This is a genomic window from Pseudomonas sp. Eth.TT006 (genome assembly GCF_054456575.1).
In genome coordinates, this window is the sequence record NZ_JBTJEN010000005.1 from 273,887 (window position 1) to 294,712 (window position 20,826).

A 20,826-nucleotide genomic window follows, 5' to 3' on the forward strand; every position below is an offset into this window, starting at 1 on the left:
CTGGCCGGGAGCTATGCCGTAATCGCTTGATTGAGATTTCTGATTGAGAGCCGCTTATGTTTCCCGAAAGCTTTACCTTTTCCATCGCCGACTGGGTCAACGGTTGGGTCGATGCGCTGGTCACCAACTACGGTGATGTGTTCCGCCACATCTCCGACACCCTGCTGTGGGCCATCGTCAATCTCGAAGGCCTGCTGCGTGCCGCGCCGTGGTGGCTGATGCTGGCGATCGTCGGTGTGGTCGCCTGGCACGCCACGCGCAAAGTCGTGACCACCGCGGTTATCGTCGGTTTGCTGTTCCTGGTGGGCGCTGTCGGCCTGTGGGATAAACTCATGCAGACCTTGGCGCTGATGATGGTCGCGACGATCATTTCGGTGCTGATCGGCATTCCGCTGGGGATTCTCTCGGCGCGCAGCAATCGCCTGCGTTCAGTGCTGATGCCGCTGCTCGACATCATGCAAACCATGCCCAGCTTCGTGTACCTGATCCCGGTGCTGATGCTGTTCGGTCTGGGCAAGGTTCCGGCGATTTTCGCCACGGTGATTTACGCCGCGCCGCCGCTGATCCGCCTGACCGATCTGGGCATTCGCCAGGTCGACGGCGAAGTGATGGAAGCGATCAACGCCTTCGGTGCCAACCGCTGGCAGCAACTGTTCGGCGTGCAACTGCCGCTGGCCCTGCCAAGCATCATGGCCGGGATCAACCAGACCACCATGATGGCCCTGTCGATGGTGGTGATCGCCTCGATGATCGGCGCCCGTGGCCTGGGTGAAGATGTGCTGGTGGGGATTCAGACCCTCAACGTCGGACGCGGCCTCGAAGCCGGTCTGGCGATCGTGATTCTCGCAGTGGTCATCGACCGCATTACTCAGGCGTACGGTCGGCCACGGCATGAGGTGAGCAAATGAGCGACGCAACCGTGAGCAAGATCGAAGTCAAAAACGTCTTCAAGATTTTCGGCAACCGCGCCAAGGACGCCTTGGCCATGGTCGGTCAGGGCAAGACCAAGGATCAGGTGCTGAACGAAACCGGTTGCGTGGTAGGGGTCAACGACCTGTCGCTGAGCATCGGCACCGGCGAGATCTTCGTGATCATGGGCCTGTCCGGTTCCGGCAAGTCGACCCTGGTGCGCCACTTCAATCGCCTGATCGACCCGACCAGCGGCGCGATCCTGGTTGACGGCGTGGACATCCTGCAATATGACATGGATGCCTTGCGCGAATTTCGCCGGCACAAGATCAGCATGGTGTTCCAGAGCTTCGGTCTGCTGCCGCACAAGACCGTGCAGGAGAACGTCGCCTACGGCCTGAAAGTGCGCGGCGAGAGCAAGCAGCTGTGCGCCGAGCGCGCGTTGCACTGGATCAACACCGTCGGCCTCAAGGGCTACGAAAACAAATACCCGCACCAACTCTCCGGCGGTATGCGCCAGCGTGTCGGCCTGGCCCGCGCCCTCGCGGCGGACACCGACATCATCCTGATGGACGAGGCGTTCAGTGCGCTGGATCCTCTGATCCGCGCCGAGATGCAGGACCAGTTGCTGGAGCTGCAAAAGACCCTGCACAAGACCATTGTGTTCATTACCCACGACCTCGACGAAGCCGTGCGCATCGGCAACCGCATCGCGATCCTCAAGGACGGCCGACTGATTCAGGTCGGCACCCCGCGCGAGATCCTGCATTCGCCGGCGGATGAGTATGTCGACCGGTTCGTGCAGCGGCGGGCGGCGGTGGTTTAAACAGATTTGTGTTGGCTGGGCCTGCCTCTTCGCGAGCAAGCCCGCTCCCACAGTTGGAATGCGTTCTCCTGTGGGAGCGGGCTTGCCCGCGAAAGCGTCGGCAAAGCTGCATCAATGTTCGGATGAGGTTTAGATGTCCCAGGTTGAAAAAGTCGTTATCACCGGCGCCCCTTTGCGTTGGCAGGACGTGGTCGCTGTCGCCCGCCACGGCGCAGCGCTGGAGCTGTCGGCGCAGACCTGGGCACGCATCGAAAACGCCCAGGCCATCGTCCAGCGCATCGTCGCAAGCGGCGAACGTGCGTATGGCGTCAACACCGGTCTGGGTGGCCTGTCCAATGTTTCGCTGAAGGACGAACAACTCAGCCAGCTTTCGCGCAATACCTTGCTCAGCCACGCCTGCGGTGTCGGCCCGGTACTGCCGGATGAACAGACCCGGGCGATCATCTGCGCGGCGATCCACAACTACAGCCACGGCAAATCCGGCATTCACCGCCGGGTCGTCGAAGCACTGCTGGCGCTGCTCAATCGCGGCATCACCCCGCAAGTGCCGGCGCAAGGCTCGGTGGGTTATCTGACGCATATGGCGCACGTCGGCATCGCGCTGCTCGGCGTGGGCAATGTCAGCTATCGCGGGCAAATAACCTCGGCGCAACAGGCGCTGGCGGCAGAAGGTTTGCAGCCGGTGCAACTCGGGGCGAAGGACGGTTTGTGTCTGGTCAACGGCACGCCGTGCATGACCGGCCTCAGCTGTCTGGCGATTGCCGACGCCACGCGACTGCTGCAATGGGCGGATGTGATCGGCGCCATGAGCTTCGAAGCGCAGCGCGGCCAGATTGCAGCCTTCGACGCCGAGATCATCGCGCTCAAGCCACACCCGGGCATGCAGCAGGTCGGCAGCAATCTGCGCGCCTTGCTTGATGGCAGCGAAGTGATCGCGGCGAACAAAGGCGTGCGCACCCAGGATGCGCTGAGCATCCGTTCGATCCCGCAGGTGCACGGTGCGGCGCGCGATCAACTGCAGCATGCGATCAAGCAGGTTGAAGCCGAACTCAACGGCTGCACCGACAACCCGTTGCTGCTCGGCACGCCGGACAGTTTCCGGGTGATGTCGCAAGCCAATCCGCACGGCCAATCGGTGGCGATGGCGGTGGACTTGCTGGCGATTGCCATGGCGGAAATCGGTGCGATTGCCGAGCGGCGTCTCGATCGTCTGGTCAATCCGCACGTCAGCGGTCTGCCGGCGTTTCTGGTGGCCAATCCGGGAGTGAACTCGGGGATGATGATCGTGCAATACGTTGCCGCCTCGCTGTGCGCGGAAAACCGTCAGTTGGCGCAACCGGCGGTGCTCGACAACTACGTCACCTCGGGCCTGCAGGAAGACCACCTGAGCATGGGCACCAGCGCCGCGCTGAAGCTGCACCGCGCCCTGGAAAACTGCACGCAGATCCTCGCCATCGAGTACCTGCTGGCGGCGCAGGCCTTTGAATTTCTCAAGGAGCAGCGCTTTGGCGCAGGTACTGACCGCGCCTGGCGGCTACTGCGCGAAACCGTCCCGGCCTACGATCAGGATCGCTGGCTGGCGCCGGATATCGCCGCCGCCGCGAGCGTTCTGAAAAAACCGAATTCGCTGCACCACGTATTACCGAATCTGCACTGACAATACCCATACCAGCGTGCCAAGGCGCGGATCGCTCAAAAGGCGGGAAGCGACGGATAACGGAATGCTCCGGAGCGACTGGTAGCCAATAACAATGTCTCAACAGGAGCATTTTAATGACTGCGCTGAACCTGACTCCCGGCCAACTGAGCCTGGCCCAACTGCGTGACGTGTACCAGAACCCGGTCAAGCTGACCCTCGACAACAGTGCGTCAAAGCAGATCGAAGCCAGCGTGGCGTGCGTCGAGCAGATCCTCGCCGAGAACCGCACCGCCTACGGCATCAACACCGGTTTCGGCCTGCTGGCCTCGACCCGCATCGCCAGCGAAGACCTGGAAAACCTGCAGCGTTCGCTGGTGCTGTCGCACGCTGCCGGCGTTGGCCAACCGATCAGTGATGAACTGGTACGGCTGATCATGGTGCTCAAGGTCAACAGCCTCAGCCGTGGTTTCTCCGGCATTCGCCGCGTGGTGATCGATGCGCTGATCGCGCTGATCAATGCCGAGGTCTATCCGCATATTCCGCTCAAAGGTTCGGTGGGCGCGTCGGGCGACCTCGCACCGCTGGCGCACATGTCGCTGGTGCTGCTGGGCGAGGGCAAGGCGCGTTACAAGGGCGAGTGGCTGGAGGCTACCGAGGCGCTGAAAGTCGCCGGTCTGACCCCGCTGACCCTGGCCGCGAAAGAAGGCCTGGCGCTGCTCAACGGTACGCAGGTGTCCACGGCGTTCGCGCTGCGGGGTCTGTTTGAAGGTGAAGACCTGTTTGCCGGTGCGCTGGCGCTCGGTGGTCTGACGGTTGAAGCGGTATTGGGTTCGCGCTCACCGTTCGATGCACGTATTCACGCGGCGCGTGGCCAGAAAGGTCAGATCGACGCGGCTGCCGCTTACCGTGATCTGCTCGGCGAGCGCAGCGAAGTTTCGGACTCGCACCAGAACTGCGAGAAGGTTCAGGACCCGTACTCGCTGCGCTGCCAGCCACAAGTCATGGGCGCCTGCCTGACCCAGTTCCGTCAGGCCGCCGAGGTGCTGGTGGTCGAAGCCAACGCCGTCTCCGACAACCCGTTGGTGTTCGCCGCTGAAGGCGACGTGATTTCCGGTGGCAACTTCCACGCCGAACCGGTAGCCATGGCTGCGGACAACATGGCCTTGGCCATCGCCGAAATCGGCTCGCTGAGCGAACGCCGCATCTCGCTGATGATGGACAAACACATGTCGCAACTGCCGCCGTTCCTGGTGGCCAATGGCGGGGTCAACTCCGGCTTCATGATCGCTCAGGTGACTGCGGCGGCACTGGCCAGCGAAAACAAGGCGCTGGCGCATCCGCATTCGGTCGACAGCCTGCCGACCTCGGCCAACCAGGAAGACCACGTCTCCATGGCCCCGGCCGCCGGCAAGCGCCTGTGGGAAATGGCCGAGAACACCCGCGGGATTCTCGCGGTGGAATGGCTGGCGGCGGTGCAGGGCCTGGATCTGCGCAACGGCCTGAAGACCTCGGCCAAGCTGGAGCAGGCGCGGGCGATTCTGCGCAAGGAAGTGCCGTTCTACGAGAAGGACCGCTTCTTTGCCCCGGACATCAATGCGGCGACCGAGCTGTTGGCTTCGCGGTGTTTGACCGAGCTGGTACCGGCCAGGCTTTTGCCTAGTTTGTAAGTGTGTATTCAGGGGGATGTTTGTAGTTGCTGAAATCGATCCCCCTCACCCCAGCCCTCTCCCCGAGGGGGAGAGGGGGAAAGGGAGCCGATCTCCGTCGTTTTCCAGACCGGAGTTCAACTCGGTATCTCACGTCGGCGTAACTCGAACATCCAACCCGGTCAGTCCCCTCTCCCTCCGGGAGAGGGCTAGGGTGAGGGGCTTTTTGAAGGGCCAGTCACCAAACCAACCCCAACGGAGGCCAACAGTGAAAACCCTCTGGCAACACTGCCACGTCGCAACCATGGCGCAGGGCGTCTACTCGATCATCGAGGATGCGGCCATCGTCACCTCCGGTGCGCACATCGAGTGGATCGGCCCGCGTAATCAATTGCCCTCCGGCGAATACCCGGCGGTCAACGACCTGCAAGGCACCTGGGTCACCCCCGGGCTGATCGACTGCCACACCCACACGGTGTTCGGCGGTAACCGCAGCGGCGAATTCGAAAAGCGTCTGCAAGGCGTCAGCTACGCCGAGATTGCGGCCCAGGGCGGCGGCATCGCCAGCACCGTGCGCGCCACTCGCGAAGCCACTGAGGACGAGCTGTTCGCCAGCGCCGCCAAACGCCTGAAAAGCCTGATGCGCGATGGCGTGACCACGGTCGAGATGAAGTCCGGTTACGGTCTGGATCTGGCCAGCGAACGCAAGATCCTGCGGGTCATTCGTCGTCTGCAGCAAGAGCTGCCGATCAGCGTGCGCAGCACCTGCCTGGCTGCCCACGCGTTGCCGCCGGAATATCAGGATCGCGCCGACGCCTACATCGATCACATCTGCACCGAAATGCTCCCGGCGTTGGCCGCCGAAGGGCTGGTCGACGCGGTGGATGCGTTCTGCGAATACCTGGCGTTCTCGCCCGAGCAGGTTGAACGGGTATTTATCGCCGCGCAAAAACTCGGTCTGCCAGTGAAGCTGCATGCCGAGCAATTGTCGTCGCTGCACGGCTCCAGTCTCGCTGCGCGCTACAAGGCGTTGTCCGCCGATCATCTGGAGTTCATGGACGAAGCCGATGTCATCGCCATGGCCGAATCCGACACCGTCGCCGTGCTGTTGCCGGGGGCGTTCTACTTCCTGCGCGAAACCCAACTGCCGCCGATGGACGCCCTGCGCAAACACAAGGTGAAAATCGCCATCGCCAGCGACCTCAATCCCGGCACCTCGCCGGCGCTGTCGCTGCGCCTGATGTTGAACATGGCTTGCACCTGCTTCCGCATGACCCCGGAAGAAGCCCTGGCCGGGGCGACGATTCACGCCGCGCAAGCGCTGGGCATGGCCGCCACCCACGGTTCGCTGGAACTCGGCAAGGTCGCGGATTTCGTCGCCTGGCACATCGATCGTCCGGCAGATCTGGCCTATTGGCTCGGTGGTGATCTGGACAAACGCGTCGTGCGTCACGGCGTTGAATCAAGTCTGTAGGAGAGCGGTTGTGGATAAGGTTCTGAATTTCAAACAAGGGCGCGTGCCGCTGCTGATCAGCATGCCGCATGCCGGCGTGCGCCTGACGCCTGCGGTCGAGGCCGGGTTGATCCCGGACGCGAAAAGCCTGCCGGACACCGATTGGCATATTCCGCAGCTCTATGATTTCGCCGCCGAACTGGGCGCCAGCACCCTGGCGGCCGAGTACTCGCGGTTCGTCATCGACCTGAACCGGCCATCCGACGACAAGCCGCTGTACGCCGGCGCCACCACCGGGCTGTATCCGGCGACACTGTTTGACGGCATTCCGTTGTTCCGCGAAGGACATGAGCCGTCGCAGGCAGAACGTGCGACTTACCTGGAGCAGATCTGGACGCCATATCACCGCACCATTGAGCAGGAGCTGGCGCGGCTGAAGGCGGAGTTCGGCTACGCGCTGTTGTTCGACGCGCATTCGATCCGCTCGATCATCCCGCACCTGTTCGACGGCAAACTGCCGGATTTCAACCTCGGTACCTTCAACGGCGCCAGTTGTGATCCACAACTGGCCAGCCAGCTGGAAGCGATCTGCGCCGGGCACGCCAACTACACCCATGTCCTCAACGGTCGCTTCAAGGGCGGCCACATCACCCGCCACTACGGCAACCCGGCCGAGAACATCCATGCGGTGCAACTAGAGTTGTGCCAGAGCACCTACATGGAAGAGTTCGAGCCGTTCCGCTACCGCGCCGATCTGGCCGAGCCGACGCAGGTAGTGCTCAAGGAACTGCTGCAGGGCCTCCTCGCCTGGGGCAAATCCCGCTACAGCGCCTGATCCGCTTTCTGTAGGAGCTGCCGAAGGCTGCGATCTTTTGATCTTGCTTTGGTTGTGAAAAGCCAAAGTCAAAAGATCGCAGCCTGCGGCAGCTCCTACAGGTGCGTCTGCGGGAAATGGCTTTGGCCAATGGCTGACAAACGGTGACAACGCGCGGGCATGCTCATTGACGCAAATCGGGTTTATGATGCCGGACGGCAGAATAATAGAAGTCCCCCCAGGGATGACCTCGACCCCTTACGGAGCGCGCAATGCAGACATTGTTTCCGCAGATCAAACCCTACGCCCGGCATGATCTGGCTGTCGATGACACCCACACGCTGTACGTCGACGAGAGCGGTTCGCCGGAAGGTTTGCCGGTGGTGTTCATCCACGGTGGTCCCGGCGCCGGTTGCGATGCCCAGAGCCGGCGCTATTTCGATCCGAACCTGTATCGCATTGTCACTTTCGACCAGCGCGGCTGCGGGCGCTCCACGCCGCATGCCAGCCTGGAAAACAACACCACCTGGGATCTGGTCGCCGACCTCGAGCGTATCCGCAAACACCTGGGCATCGAAAAATGGGTGCTGCTCGGCGGTTCCTGGGGCTCGACCCTGGCGCTGGCCTACGCGCAAACCCATCCTGAGCGCGTGCACGGTCTGATCCTGCGCGGGATCTTTCTCTGCCGGCCGCAGGAAATCGAGTGGTTCTATCAGGCCGGCGCCAGCCGCCTGTTTCCTGACTACTGGCAGGACTACATCGCGCCGATCCCGCTGGACGAGCGCGACGATCTGCTCAGCGCATTCCACAAGCGTCTGGTGGGCAACGATCAGATCGCCCAGATGCACGCGGCCAAGGCCTGGTCGACCTGGGAAGGGCGCACCGCGACCCTGCGCCCGAACCCGCTGGTGGTCGATCGCTTCTCCGAGCCGCAGCGTGCGCTGTCGATTGCGCGCATCGAATGCCACTACTTCACCAACAACGCGTTTCTCGAGCCGAATCAGCTGATCCGCGACATGGGCAAGATCGCCCATCTGCCGGGGGTGATCATCCATGGTCGCTACGACGTGATCTGCCCGCTGGACAACGCCTGGGAACTGCATCAGGCCTGGCCGAACAGCGAGCTGCAGGTAATTCGCGATGCCGGCCACGCAGCATCCGAGCCGGGCATCACCGACGCGCTGGTACGTGCCGCGAGCAATATGGCTCGACGCCTGCTCGACCTGCCGCCTGAAGAAGCATGAAGGGGCTTTTGCAGCGTGTGCGCGGGGCACGGGTCGAAGTCGCGGGAGAGGTGGTAGGGGCGGTCGATCAGGGTTTGCTGGTGCTGGTGGCAGTTGAACCCGACGACACCTGTACCAGCGCCGACAAACTTCTGCATAAACTGCTTAACTATCGGGTATTCAGTGACGCCGAGGGCAAGATGAATCTGTCCTTGGCGGATGTGGGCGGCGGGTTGCTGCTGGTCTCTCAGTTCACCCTCGCTGCCGACACCAAAAGCGGGTTGCGCCCGAGTTTTTCGACCGCAGCCCCTCCGGCATTGGGCGAGGAATTGTTCGACTATCTATTGAACCAAGCGAAACAGATGCATGGCACTGTGGCATCAGGTAGATTCGGCGCGGATATGCAGGTGCACTTGGTCAATGATGGCCCGGTAACCTTCCTGTTACAGACGTGAAAGCGCTTGAAACATGTTTTCAAGGGCTTTTCGACTGAAAACAGGCGTTTTTCGCGATAAATACTTGGTTACCCCTGATGCGTTGTAACGCGGGCTACTAGATAATCGCGCGCTATGGGGATCAGCGTTCGCTGGTCCATTTTTGACTTAGGTAGAGACTTGTCTGGATCCGATTGGGGAATCATTTTGCCCCAGTGGAGTCGGAACAATGCTCGCCAACCTGGCGTATAGATAGCTGGCCGTTGGTTTTTTGATCTGTTTTCGGCGAGGGTTGCTCGTGATTGTTAGTCCCAGTAATGCAGCAAAAATGTCTGCCAAACGCATGCGAAGTGCCCTGGTAGCGGGTTCGGCGCTCCTGTGCCTGCTCAGCGCCGGTCAGCTTTGGGCGTTCAATCTTGACGATGTATCGGCCAAGGCCAAAGAGCTGGCCGGGCAGAAGTTCGAAGCCCCGCGCAGCAACCTGCCGAACGAATTCCGCGACATGAAGTTCGCGGACTACCAGAAAATCCGCTTCCTCACCGAAAAGGCGGAGTGGGCCGATCAGAAGACGCCGTTCAAGCTGTCCTTCTATCACCAGGGCATGCACTTCGATACGCCGGTGAAAATCAACGAAATCACGGCGAACACCGTCGAAGAGATCAAATACGATCCGTCCCGTTTCGATTTCGGCGACCTCAAGTTCGATCCGAAGGCCACTGAACAACTGGGCTACGCCGGTTTCCGTGTGCTGTACCCGATCAACAAGGCCGACAAGCAAGACGAAATCATGACCATGCTCGGCGCGAGCTACTTCCGCGTCGTTGGCAAGGGTCACACTTACGGGCTGTCGGCCCGTGGTCTGGCGATCGATACCGCGCTGCCGTCGGGTGAAGAATTCCCGCGCTTCCGCGAATTCTGGATTCAACAGCCGAAGCCGGGCGACAAGCACCTGGTGATCTTCGCCCTGCTGGACTCGCCGCGCGCCACCGGTGCCTACCGTCTGATCCTGCGTCCAGGCAGCGACACCATTGTTGACGTCAAGGCGCAGATGTTCCTGCGTGACAAGGTCGGCAAACTGGGCATCGCGCCGCTGACCAGCATGTTCCTGTTCGGCGCCAACCAGCCGTCGAAAGTCCTCAACTACCGTCGTGAACTGCACGACTCCAGCGGTCTGTCGATCCATGCCGGCAACGGCGAGTGGATCTGGCGTCCGCTGAACAACCCGAAACACCTGGCCGTGAGCAACTTCAGCGTCGAGAACCCGCGTGGTTTCGGTCTGCTGCAGCGTGGCCGCGACTTCAGCCACTACGAAGACCTCGATGACCGCTACGACAAGCGCCCAAGCGCCTGGATCGAGCCGAAGGGCGAGTGGGGCAAGGGCACCGTTGATCTGGTCGAGATTCCGACTGCTGACGAAACCAACGACAACATCGTTGCGTTCTGGAGCCCGGAAACCATGCCGGAGCCAGGCAAGCCGCTGGACTTCGCCTACCGTCTGCACTGGACCATGGACGAAGCGGCGATTCACGCCCCCGACAGCGCCTGGGTCAAGCAGACCCTGCGTTCCACCGGTGACGTCAAACAGTCGAACCTGATCCGTCAACCGGATGGCAGCGTTGCGTACCTGGTCGATTTCGAAGGCCCGTCGCTGGCCGCTCTGGCCCCGGACGCCGACGTGCGCAGTCAGGTCAGCGTTGGCGATAACGCCGAGCTGGTCGAAAACAGCGTGCGCTACAACCCGGAAACCAAGGGCTGGCGCCTGACGTTGCGGATGAAGATCAAGGACGCGAGCAAGTCGACCGAAATGCGTGCCGCTCTGGTTCAGCCAGTGGTGACCGCGGATCTGGCCAAGTCTTTGGTACCGGCGTCGAATTCGTCGGTAGCCAAGGCGGACAAGGTCGCTGCCAAGCAACAAGAGAAGGAAGACAAGGAAGCCAAGGCCGCCGAAGCCAAACACGCCGACGCCAAGCCCGCTACGGATGCCAAGGACAAGGCTAACAAAGACGCCAAGCAGCCAGCGGCTGCGAACGCGGCCCCAGCCACACCGGAATCGGCACCGACTGAAGAAGTCCTGACCGAGACCTGGAGCTATCAGTTGCCTGCCGATGAGTAACTCTCAAGTACAGCCAGAAACTCTGTCCGAGTATCTGGCGCATTTGCCGATGACCGATGAGCAGCGCGCGGAACTCGCGGGCTGCCAGTCCTTCAGTGAACTGCACCAGCGCCTGTCGTCGCCGACGTTCGACGCTCCTGCCGAAGCCGCCCAGGCTTCGGTGGGCAAGCGCCTGACCCTGAGCACTGCCGAGGAACTGGAAGACGCGGAAATGCTGGTGCTCGACGCCAGCGGCCGGGTCGCGATGAAGGCGACCCCGCCGATCCGTCGGACCAAAGTCGTGCCGGAACCGTGGCGCACCAATATTCTGGTGCGTGGCTGGCGCCGCCTGACCGGGCGCACCAACCCGCCACAGCCGCCGAAGGACGAGAACGTGCTGCCGGCCGCGCGCTGGCGTACCGTGGGTTCGATCCGTCGCTACATTCTGTTGCTGCTGATGCTCGGCCAGACCATCGTCGCCGGCTGGTACATGAAAGGCATCATGCCGTATCAGGGCTGGTCGTTCGTCGATCTGGACGAAGTGCTGCACCAGCCGCTGCTGCAAACCGCCACGCAAGTGCTGCCGTACGCGCTGCAAACCAGCATCCTGATTCTGTTCGGGATTCTGTTCTGCTGGGTCTCGGCCGGTTTCTGGACGGCGCTGATGGGCTTCCTCGAGTTGCTCACCGGCCACGACAAATACCGTATCTCCGGCAAAAGCGCCGGCAACGAGCCAATTCCGAAAGACGCGCGCACCGCACTGGTGATGCCGATCTGCAACGAAGACGTGCCTCGGGTATTCGCCGGTCTGCGCGCCACCTTCGAATCGGTCGCGGCCACCGGTGATCTGGACCGCTTCGACTTCTTCGTCCTCAGTGACAGTAACGACACGGATATCTGCGTCGCCGAACAACAGGCCTGGCTGGACGTCTGCCGCGAAGCCAAGGGCTTCGGCAAGATCTTCTATCGCCGCCGTCGCCGTCGTGTGAAGCGCAAGAGCGGCAACCTCGACGACTTCTGCCGTCGTTGGGGCGGTGACTACAAGTACATGGTCGTGCTCGACGCCGACTCGGTGATGAGCGGTGAGTGCCTGACCAGTCTGGTACGCCTGATGGAAGCCACGCCGGACGCCGGGATCATCCAGACCGCGCCGCGGGCGTCGGGCATGGACACCCTGTATGCGCGCATGCAGCAGTTCGCCACTCGCGTGTACGGCCCGCTGTTTACCGCCGGTCTGCACTTCTGGCAGTTGGGTGAATCCCACTACTGGGGGCACAACGCGATCATCCGCATGAAGCCGTTTATCGACCACTGCGCTTTGGCGCCGTTGCCGGGCAAGGGTGCGTTCTCGGGGGCGATCCTGTCTCACGACTTCGTTGAAGCCGCGCTGATGCGTCGGGCTGGTTGGGGCGTGTGGATTGCCTACGACCTGCCGGGCAGCTACGAAGAACTGCCGCCAAACCTGCTCGACGAACTCAAACGTGACCGGCGCTGGTGCCACGGCAACCTGATGAACTTCCGCCTGTTCCTGGTCAAAGGCATGCACCCGGTGCACCGCGCGGTGTTCCTCACCGGCGTGATGTCGTATCTGTCGGCGCCGCTATGGTTCTTCTTCCTGGTGCTGTCGACCGCGCTGCTGGCGGTGAACACCCTGATGGAGCCGCAGTACTTCCTCGAGCCGCGTCAGCTCTATCCGCTGTGGCCACAATGGCACCCGGACAAGGCGATCGCGTTGTTCTCGACGACCATCGTGCTGCTGTTCCTGCCGAAACTGCTGAGCATCATCCTGATCTGGGCCAAGGGCGCGAAAGAGTTCGGTGGCAAGTTCAAGGTGACCCTGTCGATGCTGCTGGAGATGCTGTTCTCCATGCTGCTGGCGCCGGTGCGGATGATTTTCCACACCCGTTTCGTCCTTGCCGCGTTCCTCGGCTGGGCCGCGACCTGGAACTCGCCGCAGCGTGACGACGACTCCACGCCATGGAGCGAGGCGGTCAAACGCCACGGTCCGCAGACCCTGCTGGGCTTCTGCTGGGCGCTGCTGGTGATCTGGCTGAACCCGAGTTTCCTGTGGTGGCTGGTGCCGATTGTCGGTTCGCTGATGCTATCGATCCCGGTGTCGGTGATTTCCAGCCGTGTCGGTCTGGGCCTCAAGTCCCGTGACGAGAGCCTGTTCCTCATCCCTGAGGAATACAATCCGCCGCAGGCGCTGCTGGCGACCGACCAGTACACCCACGAGAACCGCTGGCACGCACTGAACGACGGCTTTATCCGCGCCGTGGTCGATCCGCAGCAGAACGCCCTGGCGTGCGCGCTGGCGACGGCCCGTCACGGTCAGGCCGAACCGATCGAGTGGCTGCGTCAGGAACGCGTACGTCACGCCCTGAAGGCTGGCCCGGCGGCGCTGAGCAACCATGATCGCCTGCAACTGCTGAGCGATCCGGTAGCTCTGGCGCGTCTGCACGAGCAGGTCTGGGCAGAAGGTCACAGCGAGTGGCTGGATGCATGGCGGGCGTCGGTGAAAGCCGATCCGCATGCGCCGTTGCTGCCATTGCGTCCGCTGAGCATGCAGGCTCAGCCGGCCTGATAAAGAAACCCCGCGATGTTGCGGGGTTTTTTTGGCCTGCTGAAAAGCCCCCTCACCCTAGCCCTCTCCCGGAGGGAGAGGGGACTGATCGGGGGATGCTCCAGAGATACGCCGACCTGATCTAGCGGTGTTGAATCCATAATCAACTCGACATTTGAGGCCGATGTATAGCGTAAGACAACTCGGTCGGCTCCCTCTCCCTCCGGGAGAGGGCTGGGGTGAGGGTCGGCCTTTGAATATTAAACAAATCGTCCATTAAACCTTGTGCAAAAAAACGAGTGCGTTAGCATCCGTCCCCGAATTGGCGCACCCGGGCTTTTTTGCCTGTCACTGCTGGTTTTCGCGCCGCAATTGCAATGGTTTTGGGGACTTGAAGATGAAGAAGTATCTGTCGATGCTGCTGGTCGGCGTCACGGCACTGGTTGCAGTCAATGCGGCGCAGGCCGGCGCGATCGATGACGCGGTCAAGCGCGGCACGTTGAAAGTCGGTATGGATCCGACCTACATGCCGTTCGAAATGACCAACAAGCGCGGCGAGATCATCGGCTTCGAAGTCGACATCCTCAAAGCCATGTCCAAGGCCATGGGCGTCAAGCTGGAGCTGGTCTCCACCGGTTACGACGGGATCATCCCGGCGTTGATGACCGACAAGTTCGACATGATCGGCAGCGGCATGACCCTGACTCAGGAGCGCAACCTGCGCCTGAACTTCAGCGAACCGTTCATCGTGGTCGGCCAGACCCTGCTGATCCGCAAGGAGCTGGAAGGCACCATCAAGTCCTATAAGGACCTGAACACTGCCGACTACCGCATCACCTCCAAGCTCGGCACCACCGGTGAGATGGTCGCCAGGAAGCTGATAGCCAAAGCCAAATACCACGGCTATGACAACGAGCAGGAAGCCGTGCTCGACGTGGTCAACGGCAAGGCCGACGCGTTCATCTACGACGCGCCGTACAACGTGGTCGCGGTGAACAAGGTCGGCGCCGGCAAACTGGTGTTCCTCGACAAGCCGTTCACCTACGAGCCGCTGGCCTTCGGCCTGAAGAAGGGCGATTACGACAGCCTCAACTTCATCAACAACTTCCTGCACCAGATCCACGAAGACGGCACCTACGATCGCATCCATGACAAGTGGTTCAAGAGCACCGAGTGGCTCAAGGACATGGAATAAGCCCGGTCAGACAGACCGAGTCGCCCCATTCGCGAGCAAGCCCGCTCCCACATTTGAAATGCATTCCAATGGTGGGAGCGGGCTTGCTCGCGAGGAGGCCCTCCAGAGCAACATAAAATCCGGAACCTGCAATGAAACAGAAAAAAGCCCAATGGCCCTGGCACGTCCTGACCGTGCTGGTGCTGGTCGGCCTGGCGGGCGCGTTGTATTACGCCACGTCGCTGATGTCCTACGAATGGCGCTGGAATCGCGTGCCGCAATACTTCGCCTATCAGGCCGAAGAATCCCAGCGCGCCAGCGACATCTCCACGGTCACCGAACTGGTGCGCAAGGGCGGCAGCGCGCAAGTCACCCTGCGTAACGACGCCGGTGACGAGCAGCACCTGACCGTCGACGAGAACAGCCTGCAATTCGCTCAGGGCGACGATGTGGCTGAAGGCGACGTCGTGGGTGTGACCCGGCATTGGGCGGCAGGGCCGCTGTTGTGGGGGCTGTGGACCACGCTGTGGCTATCGGTAGTCTCGGGTGTGCTCGGGCTGCTGATCGGTCTGGTCACCGGGCTGTGCCGCCTGTCGAGCAACCCGACCCTGCGCGACCTGTCGAGCACCTACGTCGAACTGGTGCGCGGCACGCCGTTGCTGGTGCAGATCTTCATTTTCTACTTCTTCATCGGCACGGTGATGAACCTGTCCCGCGAGTTCGCCGGGATTGCCGCGCTGTCGCTGTTTACCGGCGCCTACGTGGCCGAGATCATCCGGTCCGGCGTGCAGTCGATCGCCCGTGGCCAGAATGAAGCGGCGCGTTCGCTCGGTCTCAGCGCCGGTCAGTCGATGCGTCACGTGGTGCTGCCGCAAGCGTTCAAGCGCGTGCTGCCGCCGCTGGCCGGGCAGTTCATCAGTCTGGTCAAGGACACTTCGCTGGTGTCGGTGATCGCGATCACCGAACTGCTGAAAAGCGGTCGCGAAGTCATCACCACCTCGTTCTCGCCGTTCGAAATCCTGTTCTGCGTCGCCGGCCTGTACCTGTTGATCAACCTGCCGCTGTCGAAATTCGCCAGTCGGCTAGAGCGGAGGCTCGCGCAAAGTGATTGAAGTCCGCGATCTGGTAAAAGTCTTCGACACCCGTGGTCAGGTGGTGCGTGCCGTGGATAACGTCAGCACCACGGTGGCCAAGGGCGAAGTGCTGGTGGTGATCGGCCCGTCCGGTTCCGGCAAATCGACCTTCCTGCGTTGCCTCAATGGCCTGGAAGCGTTCGATTCGGGCTCGGTGAGCATCGACGGCCTGCAACTGGCCGACCCGAAAACCGACGTCAACGCCTACCGCCGCGAAGTCGGCATGGTGTTTCAGCATTTCAACCTGTTCCCGCACATGACCGTGCTGGAAAACCTTTGTCTGGCACAGAAAGTCGTGCGCAAGCGCGGCAAGAAAGAGCGCGAGGCCAAGGCGATGGAGCTGCTGAAAAAGGTCGGTATCGCACAAAAGGCCAACGAGTTTCCCTCACGCCTGTCCGGGGGTCAGCAACAGCGTGTGGCGATTGCCCGGGCGCTGGCGATGGAGCCGAAAGTCATGCTGTTCGACGAACCGACGTCGGCCCTCGACCCGGAAATGGTCGGTGAAGTGCTGGACGTGATGAAGAACCTGGCCGTGGAAGGCATGACCATGGTCTGCGTCACCCACGAAATGGGCTTCGCCCGGGAAGTGGCGGATCGGGTGCTGTTCTTCGATCACGGCAAACTGCTGGAAGATGCCGCACCGCACGAGTTCTTCGATGCACCGAAGGATCCGCGTGCGCAGGCTTTCTTGCGTCAGGTCCTGTAACTGCGGCGTCCCCTCCGACGCCATCGCTGGCAAGCCAGCTCCCACAGTGATCGGGTTGAACACAACCTTTGTGACCGACACAAATCATGTGGGAGCTGGCTTGCCAGCGATAGCATCACCTCGGTCCAAAGCGAACCGAGATGGATGAATCACCTCAAACCTTGAACCGTCCCACCAGCGTCTGCAAATGCGTCCCCAACCGTGCCAGCTCGACACTCGACGCCGCGGTCTCTTCGCTCGCTGCCGAGGTCTGCTCCGACACATCCCGCACATTCAACACGCTACGGTTGATCTCCTCGGCCACGGCGCTCTGCTGCTCGGCCGCTGCGGCGATCTGCTGGTTCATCGCCTGAATCGCCGATACGGTCTGGGTGATGCTTTCCAGTGAGCTGCCAGCACGGCGGGTCAGTTCGACGCTGCTGTCGGTCAGGCTGCGGCTGTTGTCCATGATGGTCGCCACTTGCTGGGTGCCGTTCTGCAGACCCACGATCAGTTCTTCGATCTCTTCAGTGGACTTCTGGGTGCGCTGGGCGAGGCTGCGCACTTCGTCGGCGACCACCGCAAAACCACGCCCGGCCTCACCGGCACGGGCTGCTTCGATCGCGGCGTTGAGCGCCAGCAGGTTGGTTTGCTGGGCCACGGACTTGATCACGTCGAGCACGCTGCCGATCTTGTCGCTCTCGCGCTTGAGTTCGCCCATGGCGTCGGTGGAGTGGCTGACTTCCGCCGCCAGACGCTCGATCTGGGCGATGGCTTCACCCACCACCTTGTCGCCTTCACGGGCCTGCTGGTCGGCGGCCACTGCAGCTTCCGAGGCTTCCTCGGCGTTGCGCGCAACTTCCTGCACGGTGGCGGTCATTTCGTGCATGGCAGTGGCGACCTGATCGGTCTCGACCTTCTGATTGTTGACCCCGGCGCTGGTCTGCTCGGTAACGGCGGACAGCTCTTCAGCGGCGCTCGCGATCTGGGTAACGCCGTCGCTGATCCCGCCGATCAATACGCGCAGGCCTTGGGTCATGCTCTGCATCGAACGCTGCAACTGGCCGAGTTCGTCTTGGCGCTGCGACACCAGATTGTGAGTCAGATCGCCGGCAGCCACTTGTTCGGCGACTTTCAGGGTCTGGTTCAGCGGAATGATGATCTGCCGGGTGATCGCCCACGCCGCAAGCAAACCGAACGACACCGCCAGCAGGGTGGCGATGATCAGCATGTTCTTGGCGTGAGCGGCATCGGTGTCGCGCACGACGGTCTGCGATTCGGTGAGTTTCTTGCTGACGTCGAGCAGGATATCGCCCTGAGCGGTCATGGTGAGCCCGGCCTTGGCGTTATTCACCTGGGAGTCACGGAACTGGCTGACGGCGGCGCGGTAGGCCTTGATCGAATCGGTGGCCTGTTGCAGGTTGGCGATGTGCTGTTCCGGCAGTTTCGACGGCAGGCTCTCGAGATTTTTCAGGGCGTTGTCGATGGCGTCCAGCGCCGGCTGTTCCGCATCTGCCTTGCCGCTGTAGGTGTAACCACGCACCTGATAGCGCGCCTGCTGCAGCAGCTTGCTCAGCTCGATCACGCTGTTGAATTGCGCGACGCTGTCGCCCTGCAGCATGGATTTCTCGACTTCGCTCACCTTGGCCACGGCATTGTCGGCGTTGGCGCCGAGCTTGCTGCGGGCGTCTTCGCGTTGCACGGTGGCTTGGGTCATTTGGCCAAAGGCGCGTTTGTACTCGGCGACGGCGGCCAGTTGCTGATCGACCATGGCCGCATCGGATGGCTGCTCGATCAGGCTGCGCGCGGTCTGCAGGCCACTTTCCAGTTTGGTCAGCAAGTCGTTGACCGCGCCCGGGCCCTGTTCGCCACGGCGTGCTTCATAGTCCAGGCGCGCCAGGCGCAGGTCCTTGGTCAGTTCGTTGAGGCTGGAGATAAAGCCGAGCTTGTCACCGCGGCTGATAATGCCGCTCATGCCGGTCCAGCCGGTGAAGGTGATCAACAGCGTCAGCAACAGCACCAGGCCGAAACCGATTCCCAACTTGCGTTTGACGCTGACGTTTCCAAGACTCTCGGCTAACCAACGGTACATGCGACGACTCCCCTCGGACCACTACTAATTGGACTTATGAAGAGGGTATCGGCCGGGTGATGGCAATCTGTAAGCCATTTATCCACAGGTTCCGCACGCTCCCTGTAGGAGCTGCCGCAGGCTGCGATCTTTTGATGTTGTTTTTTAGAAGCAAGATCAAAAGATCGCAGCCTTCGGCAGCTCCTACAGGGGAGGGGGGTCAGAACAGGCGGGCGAGGAGGGCGGTGACGGCGGTTTCGACGCGCAGGATGCGCTCGCCCAGCTGCACCGGTTGCAGGCCGGCTTTGCCCAGCAGATCGATCTCGTAGGGAATCCAGCCGCCTTCGGGGCCAATGGCCAGGGTCACCGGTTCGTTCAGGGCGCGCGGGCACGGCGGGTAGTTGCCGGGATGGCCGACCAGGCCGAGGGTGCCTTCAGTGATCGCTGGCAGACGGTCTTCGACAAACGGTTTGAAGCGCTTCTCGATGATGATCTCAGGCAGCACGCTATCGCGGGCCTGTTCGAGGCCAAGGATCAGATTCTCGCGAATCGCTTCCGGTTCCAGGAACGGCGTCTGCCAGAAGCTTTTCTCGACCCGGTAGCTATTGACCAGAATCACCTTCGACACGCCCATGGTCGCCACGGTCTGGAACACCCGGCGCAGCATCTTCGGGCGCGGCAGGGCCAGCACCAAGGTTAGCGGCAACTTGGCCGGTGGTGGCTGATCGAGGCTGACGCGCAGTTCCGCTTCATCGGCTTCAAGGCGCAGCAATTCGGCCGAACCCATCAGCCCGTTGATACGCCCGACCCGCAGGCTGTCACCGACTTGCGAGCGATGCACTTCCTGCATGTGGGTCAGGCGCCGATCACGCAGCACGACGCGGTCGGCCGCGATGAAGTCGGCCTCTTCGAGCAACAGCAGGTTCATGCCTGGGTCGCTGGCGGCTGGTCGTTGTGATCGTCGGCCGGGTTTTCGTCCGGACGTTCGCGCCTGCTGACCAGGCCTGCGAACAGAATGCCGATTTCAAACAGCATCCACATCGGCACCGCCAGCAGGGTCTGCGAGAAAATGTCCGGCGGGGTGAGGATCATGCCGACCACGAAGCAGCCGATGATCACGTACGGGCGAATCTTCTTCAGGTATTTGACGTCGACCACGCCGATCCACACCAGCAGCACCACGGCCACCGGAATCTCGAACGCCACACCGAAGGCGAAGAACAGCGTCATCACGAAGTCGAGGTAACTGGCGATGTCGGTCATCATTTCCACGCCGGCCGGGGTGGCGGCGGCGAAGAACTTGAAGATCAGCGGGAACACGAAGTAATAGGCGAACGCCATGCCGGTGTAGAACAGCAGGATGCTCGATACCAGCAGCGGCACGGCAACGCGCTTTTCATGCTTGTACAGGCCCGGTGCGATGAAGCCCCAGATCTGATGCAGGATCACCGGAATCGCGAGGAACAGCGAGACCATCATCGTCAGTTTGAGCGGCGTCAGGAACGGCGACGACACGTCAGTGGCGATCATCGTTGCGCCGACTGGCAGGTACTGGCGCAGCGGGGTCGAGACGAAGGTGTAGATCTGCTGGGTAAAGGCGAACAGCCCGGCAAAGATGATGAAGATCGCCGCCACACAACGCAGCAGGCGGGTGCGCAACTCGGTCAGGTGCGAGACCAGCGGCATGTGCTGGTCGTTTTCGGGGAGATCGCTCATGGGGCTCGCGGCGGCAGTGTTGGGTCGTGAGGCGCTGGTGTGATCGGCGCGGCGGTTTGAGCTACGTGTTCAACCGATTGTTCTGCAGCAGCAGGCGCAGGTGTTGTCGGTGCTATCACGGGCGCAGGCACAGGCACTGCAGGCGCATGAATCGTCTGCTCCCCCACAGGCTCGACCGGCGTCGGCTCCTGCTGAACCGGGGTGAAAATCTTCCGCGCTTCCTGCTCCAGCGACAGGATGTGCTCGTTGTGCAGCTGCCGACGGATCTCGTCGGCACCGATTTCACGTTCAACTTCCTGTTTGATCGCATTGAAGCTGCGCTTCAGGCGCCCGACCCACAGGCCGGCGGTGCGCGCAGCGCCCGGCAGACGCTCGGGACCCAGCACCAGCAGGGCAACGAGGCCGACCAGCAGCAGTTCAGAGAAGCTGATACCAAACATTAGTCAGT

The 20,826-nt window shown here is 61.8% G+C and carries 17 protein-coding genes and 1 pseudogene; 13 read left to right on the plus strand and 5 right to left on the minus strand.

The genetic code is table 11. The annotated features are described in order from the left end of the window. Positions 1 to 56: 56 nt before the first annotated feature. The 13 genes from ACXR0M_RS10790 to ACXR0M_RS10850 all read left to right on the plus strand — a co-directional run bounded on the left by ACXR0M_RS10790 (position 57) and on the right by ACXR0M_RS10850 (position 16,612). Positions 57 to 908 carry an ABC transporter permease gene (locus ACXR0M_RS10790; RefSeq protein ID WP_150750164.1) on the plus strand — a complete coding sequence of 284 codons (852 nt, stop codon included), beginning with the start codon at positions 57 to 59 and terminating at the stop codon, positions 906 to 908. Further along, entirely contained in the window at positions 905 to 1,735 is an 831-nt protein-coding gene (locus tag ACXR0M_RS10795; RefSeq protein WP_458831881.1) for a quaternary amine ABC transporter ATP-binding protein, read from the plus strand. Before ACXR0M_RS10790 ends, ACXR0M_RS10795 begins: the two co-directional genes overlap by 4 nt. Positions 1,736 to 1,868: 133 nt before the next feature. Further along, positions 1,869 to 3,392 carry a histidine ammonia-lyase gene (gene hutH, locus ACXR0M_RS10800; RefSeq protein WP_458831882.1) on the plus strand — a complete coding sequence of 508 codons (1,524 nt, stop codon included), beginning with the start codon at positions 1,869 to 1,871 and terminating at the stop codon, positions 3,390 to 3,392. A 116-nt stretch (positions 3,393 to 3,508) separates the two neighbouring features. Continuing rightward, positions 3,509 to 5,041 carry a histidine ammonia-lyase gene (gene hutH, locus ACXR0M_RS10805; protein WP_458831883.1) on the plus strand — a complete coding sequence of 511 codons (1,533 nt, stop codon included), beginning with the start codon at positions 3,509 to 3,511 and terminating at the stop codon, positions 5,039 to 5,041. A 247-nt stretch (positions 5,042 to 5,288) separates the two neighbouring features. Continuing rightward, positions 5,289 to 6,494: an imidazolonepropionase gene (gene hutI, locus ACXR0M_RS10810; protein WP_458831884.1), complete on the plus strand. Its 1,206-nt coding sequence runs from the start codon at positions 5,289 to 5,291 to the stop codon at positions 6,492 to 6,494. Positions 6,495 to 6,504: 10 nt separating this feature from the next. Continuing rightward, positions 6,505 to 7,308 carry an N-formylglutamate deformylase gene (gene hutG, locus ACXR0M_RS10815; RefSeq protein ID WP_458831885.1) on the plus strand — a complete coding sequence of 268 codons (804 nt, stop codon included), beginning with the start codon at positions 6,505 to 6,507 and terminating at the stop codon, positions 7,306 to 7,308. A gap of 251 nt (positions 7,309 to 7,559) precedes the next feature. Then, the gene (pip, locus tag ACXR0M_RS10820) at positions 7,560 to 8,531 is read left to right on the plus strand and encodes a prolyl aminopeptidase (protein WP_458831886.1); all 972 of its coding nucleotides are present in this window, start codon (positions 7,560 to 7,562) and stop codon (positions 8,529 to 8,531) included. Continuing rightward, the gene (dtd, locus tag ACXR0M_RS10825; protein WP_458831887.1) at positions 8,528 to 8,965 is read left to right on the plus strand and encodes a D-aminoacyl-tRNA deacylase; all 438 of its coding nucleotides are present in this window, start codon (positions 8,528 to 8,530) and stop codon (positions 8,963 to 8,965) included. Before pip ends, dtd begins: the two co-directional genes overlap by 4 nt. A gap of 307 nt (positions 8,966 to 9,272) precedes the next feature. Beyond that, on the plus strand, positions 9,273 to 11,057 hold the full coding sequence (locus ACXR0M_RS10830) for a glucan biosynthesis protein G (RefSeq protein WP_458831888.1): 1,785 nt from the start codon (positions 9,273 to 9,275) through the stop codon (positions 11,055 to 11,057). Further along, the gene (mdoH, locus tag ACXR0M_RS10835; RefSeq protein ID WP_458831889.1) at positions 11,050 to 13,620 is read left to right on the plus strand and encodes a glucans biosynthesis glucosyltransferase MdoH; all 2,571 of its coding nucleotides are present in this window, start codon (positions 11,050 to 11,052) and stop codon (positions 13,618 to 13,620) included. Before ACXR0M_RS10830 ends, mdoH begins: the two co-directional genes overlap by 8 nt. A gap of 376 nt (positions 13,621 to 13,996) precedes the next feature. Next, positions 13,997 to 14,794: a transporter substrate-binding domain-containing protein gene (locus ACXR0M_RS10840; RefSeq protein WP_458831890.1), complete on the plus strand. Its 798-nt coding sequence runs from the start codon at positions 13,997 to 13,999 to the stop codon at positions 14,792 to 14,794. Positions 14,795 to 14,925: 131 nt separating this feature from the next. Next, on the plus strand, positions 14,926 to 15,885 hold the full coding sequence (locus tag ACXR0M_RS10845) for an amino acid ABC transporter permease (RefSeq protein WP_458831891.1): 960 nt from the start codon (positions 14,926 to 14,928) through the stop codon (positions 15,883 to 15,885). Beyond that, entirely contained in the window at positions 15,878 to 16,612 is a 735-nt protein-coding gene (locus tag ACXR0M_RS10850; protein ID WP_458831892.1) for an amino acid ABC transporter ATP-binding protein, read from the plus strand. The genes ACXR0M_RS10845 and ACXR0M_RS10850 overlap by 8 nt, the downstream gene beginning before the upstream one ends. Positions 16,613 to 16,766: 154 nt before the next feature. On the opposite strand, the gene ACXR0M_RS10855 is transcribed toward ACXR0M_RS10850, so the two are convergent. From ACXR0M_RS10855 to tatB, 5 genes and pseudogenes are all read right to left on the minus strand, one after another. Then, positions 16,767 to 17,639, minus strand: coding sequence for a methyl-accepting chemotaxis protein (locus tag ACXR0M_RS10855; protein WP_458831963.1), 873 nt, complete (start codon positions 17,637 to 17,639; stop codon positions 16,767 to 16,769). Then, positions 17,625 to 18,683, minus strand: a pseudogene (locus tag ACXR0M_RS10860) (methyl-accepting chemotaxis protein); the annotation flags it as partial. The pseudogene ACXR0M_RS10860 and the gene ACXR0M_RS10855, both read right to left, overlap by 15 nt. A gap of 199 nt (positions 18,684 to 18,882) precedes the next feature. After that, entirely contained in the window at positions 18,883 to 19,590 is a 708-nt protein-coding gene (locus ACXR0M_RS10865; RefSeq protein WP_458831893.1) for a 16S rRNA (uracil(1498)-N(3))-methyltransferase, read from the minus strand. Beyond that, positions 19,587 to 20,378 (minus strand): twin-arginine translocase subunit TatC, encoded by a 792-nt coding sequence (gene tatC, locus ACXR0M_RS10870; RefSeq protein ID WP_458831894.1) that lies wholly within the window; start codon positions 20,376 to 20,378, stop codon positions 19,587 to 19,589. Before tatC ends, ACXR0M_RS10865 begins: the two co-directional genes overlap by 4 nt. Then, complete coding sequence (tatB, locus tag ACXR0M_RS10875; RefSeq protein ID WP_458831895.1) at positions 20,375 to 20,818, minus strand: Sec-independent protein translocase protein TatB; 444 nt, start codon at positions 20,816 to 20,818, stop codon at positions 20,375 to 20,377. The genes tatC and tatB overlap by 4 nt, the downstream gene beginning before the upstream one ends. Positions 20,819 to 20,826 lie beyond the last annotated feature (8 nt).